The sequence below is a fragment of the Candidatus Nitrosotalea sp. FS genome (genome assembly GCF_011319475.1).
In the GTDB taxonomy this organism is placed as follows: Archaea; Thermoproteota; Nitrososphaeria; order Nitrososphaerales; family Nitrosopumilaceae; genus Nitrosotalea.
In genome coordinates this window covers 1-5763 of record NZ_RCMC01000082.1, presented here as the reverse complement: position 1 = coordinate 5763, position 5763 = coordinate 1, and the positions used below count along the sequence as shown (strand labels likewise).

At 38.2% G+C, this 5763-nt stretch carries 2 protein-coding genes and 4 pseudogenes; all 6 read left to right on the top strand.

Translation table 11 applies throughout. From position 1 onward, the window contains the following. Positions 1–64 precede the first annotated feature (64 nt). Positions 65–534: pseudogene (locus DYY66_RS13940) on the top strand (class I tRNA ligase family protein); the annotation flags it as partial. A 24-nt stretch (positions 535–558) separates the two neighbouring features. Beyond that, positions 559–993, top strand: a complete 435-nt coding sequence (locus DYY66_RS13935; RefSeq protein ID WP_309223960.1) for a class I tRNA ligase family protein — start codon at positions 559–561, stop codon at positions 991–993. A gap of 83 nt (positions 994–1076) precedes the next feature. After that, positions 1077–3009, top strand: a pseudogene (locus tag DYY66_RS15230) (class I tRNA ligase family protein); the annotation flags it as partial. 863 nt (positions 3010–3872) lie between these two features. Then, positions 3873–4340 (top strand): annotated as a pseudogene (locus DYY66_RS15845) (ATP-grasp domain-containing protein); the annotation flags it as partial. Positions 4341–4416: 76 nt separating this feature from the next. Next, a pseudogene (locus tag DYY66_RS12970) lies at positions 4417–5126 on the top strand (succinyl-CoA synthetase subunit beta); the annotation flags it as partial. Beyond that, on the top strand, positions 5119–5763 hold a 645-nt coding region (locus DYY66_RS03215; RefSeq protein ID WP_166286169.1), incomplete at its 3' end, for a CoA-binding protein. The pseudogene DYY66_RS12970 and the gene DYY66_RS03215, both read left to right, overlap by 8 nt.

Here is a 5763-nt window from a genome sequence, read left to right as displayed (position 1 = left end):
GCAGAGGTAAATCAAGGATACGATACTGTAGTAGACCCGTCACTTTACTATAAGGTCAAGCTGNAGTTGAACTGCAGGCAGAAAAAGAATTGGGAATTTCAGGAGGCAAATCCCAGGTTATAGAATCAGTAGGTATTGAAAAAATAGTTGCTGAATGTAAAAAGATTGTTTACAGATTTAATGAAAAATGGGTAGAGTTTGACAAACTTTTGGGCATGTCATTTAACCAACAGAAAGCGTACTGGACATACAAAGATGAATACATTGAACGCGAATGGAAGTATCTCAAAAAAGCCCTAGAGATAGGAGTTTTATCAGAATCATACAAGGTGGTGGCATACTGTCCAAGCTGTCAGACATCACTTAGTCACGCAGAGGTAAATCAAGGATACGATACCGTAGTAGACCCGTCACTTTACTACAAGGTCAAGCTACATGACGAGGATCTTTACCTAATTGTTTGGACTACAATGCCATTTACTTTGGTTACAGATACAATGGTAGGTTTGAATCCAGATGAAAATTATGTTTACANTTTACCTAATTGTTTGGACTACAATGCCATTTACTTTGGTCACAGATACAATGGTAGGTCTGAATCCAGATGAAAATTATGTCCACGTAAAAGTTGGAAGCGAAACATGGCTTGTTGGAGAAAAAAGATTAGAAGAATTCATGAAAGAGGCAAAAATTGAAGAATATACGGTTGTAAAGACTGTGAAAGGATCCACACTCGAAGGGAAAAAATACATCCATCCTCTATTGGGAGAGATTCCAGGATTAGAAGAATTTTCAAAATCCCTCAACTTTCACATTGCAGTTGCAGAAAATTTTGTCGACATACAAACAGGAAGTGGTCTTGTTCACTTGTCTCCTGCCAACGGAGAAGAAGATTTTGAAATTGCATCAAAGAGAAAGATTTCAATATTTAATCCAATAAATGATGAGGCAAAATTTACAAAGAAGCTGGAGCATATGCGGGGTTATTTGTAAGAGACGCTGATGAAAAAATAATAAATGCACTAAAAGAAAAGGGCGCGCTTGTCAGAATTGGCAAGATAAAACACCAATATCCATTGTGTTGGAGGTCTCAACACAAGTTACTTTGGCTTGCAAGAAGAGGATTTTTCTATTTTCTGGATAGATTAGGAGACAAGGCAGTAAAGGCTGCAGAGAGTGTAGAATATTTCTACGAGCCTCCAAGAAACAGGTTTTTGGAGATAATAAAAGACAAACATCCTTGGTGCATCTCAAGGGAGCGCATCTGGGGCTGTCCTCTGCCCATGTGGAATTGCAAAAACTGCCACCACACCAAGTGGTTCTTCTCAAGAGATGAACTAGTTAAATCAGCATTTGAGCTTCCAGACGGACCAAACTTTGAGATGCACAGACCATGGATAGACAACATATCCATAAAGTGTGAAAAATGTGGAAACAAAATGGAACGAGAGCAATTTGTTTTAGATACGTGGCACAACAGCGGTGCTGCACCATATGCTTCATTATCTGATTCAGACTACAACGAACTCATTCCAGCACTTTTCCTAACAGAAGGAATAGATCAAACAAGGGGATGGGCATACACCTTACTTATTGAAAACGTAATTTTCAACAACGCCCCTATTGCACCATTCAAATCATTTTTGTTCCAAGGTCACGTGCTTGATAAAAATGGCAACAAGATGAGTAAGAGCAAAGGAAACGTGATGGATGCAATCGAATTGCTTGGAAAATATTCTGTTGATCTTGTAAGATTATACTTTATGTGGAAATCAAGTCCAATTGAGCCAATTAATTTTAGCACAGATGAACTTGTATCAAGACCTTATCAAATTCTGAGCACTTTATACCATCTCCATTTGTACTTTAAACAAAATAGTGATTATGACAAGTACGATAAAACACACAACGTACAGTGGGCAAAGGAAAAAAATCTCTTGAAAGAATCAGAGATCTGGATTTTATCAAAGCTTCAAAAATTAATTTCATCCGTTACAGAGTCACAGGACAAGTGTAGATTCCATGAAGCAGCAAGAGCAATAGATGATTACCTGATAAATGCAGTAAGCCAAGTATACATCCCAATTACACGTGAAGAGTTATGGGCAGATGATGACTCCCAAAAAGAGAGAAGATTTGCAATATATGCAACTCTTTCAGAAATACTAGAAACTCTAGACATACTTTTGCATCCAATTTGTCCATTTACCACACAATATCTGTACGGCTCCATGTTTGCAGAAAAAAAGAACATACTTCTTGAAGACTTTCCAGTCTCAAAATCTGCCCTTACAAACGATAAAGTCGAGGAGGCATTTGACTTGATGAAAGAATCAGTCTCTGTGTCAGCAGCAGCAAGAATGAAGGGTAAACTCAAGAGAAGATGGCCCCTTGACAAGGCAATAATTTGTGTGGAACCAGGCCAAAAGGCAAAGCTTGAATCACTTTCAGAGATGTTGCTTTCGCAGCTTAATGTAGAAAAGTATGACATAATTGAATTGCAAAAATCAAACGGACTTGAACTAGTATCAGACTTGTTACAGAAAAACATTCCAGTTACTCCCAAAGTAGAACTTGAAAGAAAAAAAATTGGACCCAAGGCAAAACAAGACATGGGTAGACTATTAGACAAATTTTCTCAGACAGCGCCAAGTGATATCGTAAACAATCTTTTGAAGAATGGAATGCACACATTTGATTTGGGTGACAACAAGATCGAACTATCAAAAGAGGATTTCATAGTAGGATATTCTGAAAAAGAAGGCTTTGCAATGTCAAACCGTGACTCTCTCATCGTATTTATCAGTACCACTAGAAATCGAGAAATGTTAGCAAGAGGTCTGATACGAGACATTGCAAGAAGATTGCAAGTGTTAAGAAAAGAAAGAGGATACAATCCAACAGACATACTTGAGGCAGCATACATTTTGGGACTTGATGATGAATCCCTTGAGATGACAAAAGAAAAACAGTCAGATCTTGCATACCTGGTACGAGTAAAGAAAATAGNCCTTGAGATGACAAAAGAAAAACAATCAGATCTTGCATACTTGGTGCGGGTAAAGAAAATAATGTTCGAAGACAAGGCCAAAAACTACAAGGATGAAGATTTGGATGGTCAAAAGATTCGAATCTCGGTTGAGTAGAGCTTCATCCATTGTATTAAATAACAAAAAAATACACAATATCCCATGCCAAAGCAGATAACCCTAGATGGTTGGCTCATATCGCACCTTGCCATTTTACTAAAAAAAGCATCATCACATGTAGTAAAGACCAAGACTCCTCTAGTCTTATACAGAAATACATTAGAAGAGGAAGAAGAGGCATATCAAGAAACGGTCTGCNACCTCAGGAGGCGGAGTAGTTCCAAGCTTTCAGCAGCAATTCGTATTCACACTAGACGAGTTTCCAAACTGGCTTATGCGAAAAAGCAAGGATTTGTTCCTCCAATGTGTTGATACGTTAGAAGAACAATTCAGATAGTCAAAGTTCAATATCATAAAATTCTAATTTTATGATAATGAGGCTTAAAAATACCATATGAAAAAGAAAAACAGTTTTGGGGCCCGGACCAGGCAAGAGGGTGTCATTTGACACTCGGTACCGACCCCAAAACGTTTCTTGTATCATAATATCAAATTATGAAACCTTAGATGAGGTCGTTATACTGGTATAATTACATTATGTAGAAAGCCACATATGGAAACTGACAAAGACAGCAGAACTAAACTGCAGACCCAGGTGATCCACATATCATTTCCATGTTGATACCAAACTGTCTTGGATTTTCACCAACAATTCAGATCTGTAATGATATAGAACAAACATCATCAAACAGATTATAAAGACCATAAAAAAGAAAAATCACAATGCGCCTATTAGAGTACCAAGCAAAGTCTTTGTTTGCAGAGTACAACATTCCAATTCCAAAGGGACTAACATCTACAGATATCGTACAAGGTAGAAAAGATGCAGCAACATTGGGATTTCCATTTGTTATCAAAGCACAGATGGCAGTAGGAGGAAGAGGCAAGGCAGGAGCAATTCAAAAATGCCAAAATGCTGATGAATTTGAATTAAAGTATCCAGATATCATGCAAAAAGTGGTCAAGGGAGAAAAGACAAAAGCAATCTTACTTGAAAAAATGGCAGACATCAAAAAAGAACTCTACCTTTCGCTATTCTTGAACAGAGGCAAGAGATGCTATACAATAATTGCATCTGGTGAAGGTGGTGTTGAAATCGAGTCTGTCAAAAATCAGATAATTCGTGAAGTCGGATTAGGCAATGTAGATGCTGCAACTGCAGAAGAAGTAGGAAAGCAAATGGGATTAAAANTACTTGAAAAAATGGCAGATATCAAAAAAGAACTCTATCTCTCACTGTTCTTGAACAGAGGTAAGAGATGCTACNAAGTCGGATTAGGCAAGGTAGACGCTGCTACTGCAGAAGAGGTAGGAAAGCAAATGGGATTAAAGGACAAACCATTAACTCAGTTTATCGATATTTTACAAAAATTAGCAAAGATCACAGTAGACAAGGAAGCAGAACTTGCAGAGATAAACCCGCTTGCAGTATTAGGAGATGATTCAGTTGTCGCCCTAGATGGCAAGGTCATAATTGACGACAATGCAATGTTCAGACATGAAGAGTTGCGCAAATTCCAAGAAGTCTCTGAACTTGAAGAAAGGGCAGAAAAGAGCGGATTTTCACTTGTAGAGCTTGATGGAAACATTGCAGTGGTAGGAAATGGAGCAGGTCTTGTCATGTCAACTCTTGACATGTTATCAGACAACGGAGGCAAACCTGCTTGCTTTTTAGATGTCGGTGGCGGTGCAACCACAGAAACAGTATACGAAGCACTCACTTTGATTAGCAAAATGAAAAAGGTAAAAGGAATACTTGTAAATCTTTACGGTGGAATTGTCAAGACTACAACTGTTGCAACAGCATTTCTCAAAGCATATGAAGACAAGATAATTGATCTTCCAGTCTTTGCAAGAATGTCAGGTGCAGAAGCAGACAAGTCAAAAGAAATGCTCAAGGGCTCAAGAACAAAAATGTTTGATACCATTGAAGAAGCAATAAATGCGGCAGTAATTGAGATGAATAAAAATGGTTGATCTTTTCGAATTACTAATTGGTAAAGAAGGAGACAGGGATTACAAAAAGAAACCTGTCATAGTGCAAGGCATTACAGGTAAGTTTGGTTCATTTCATACACAACAAATGTTAGCATATGGTACAAACGTTGTAGCAGGTGTAACACCTGGCAAGGGCGGACAAAAACATGAAGGAGTCCCAATTTATGAGACAATGAACGAGGCCGTAAAAGCAACAGGTGCCAAGATTTCAATAATTTTTGTGCCAGCAAAATTCTTTCTGTCTGCAGCAGTTGAAGCATTAGAATCAGGAATAAAATTGCTCATTGCAATACCAGAACATGTTCCAGTAAAAGACGCATTAACAATTGTCGAGCTTGCAAAGAAAAAAGATGCAATTGTAGTCGGTCCAAACACTCCAGGTGTCATCATCCCAGGAGTAATCAAGATAGGAATCATGCCAGCATCACCTTTCAAGGAAGGAAGGATTGCAGTGATATCTAGAAGCGGTACTTTGATGTACGAAGTATCACACAATCTATCTGTTGCAAACTTTGGCCAGAGCATATGTTTTGGAATCGGTGGAGATCCAATCAACGGTACACCATTAATTCAGGCATTTGATACAATAAGAAACGGTGCAAATATTGACGGCATT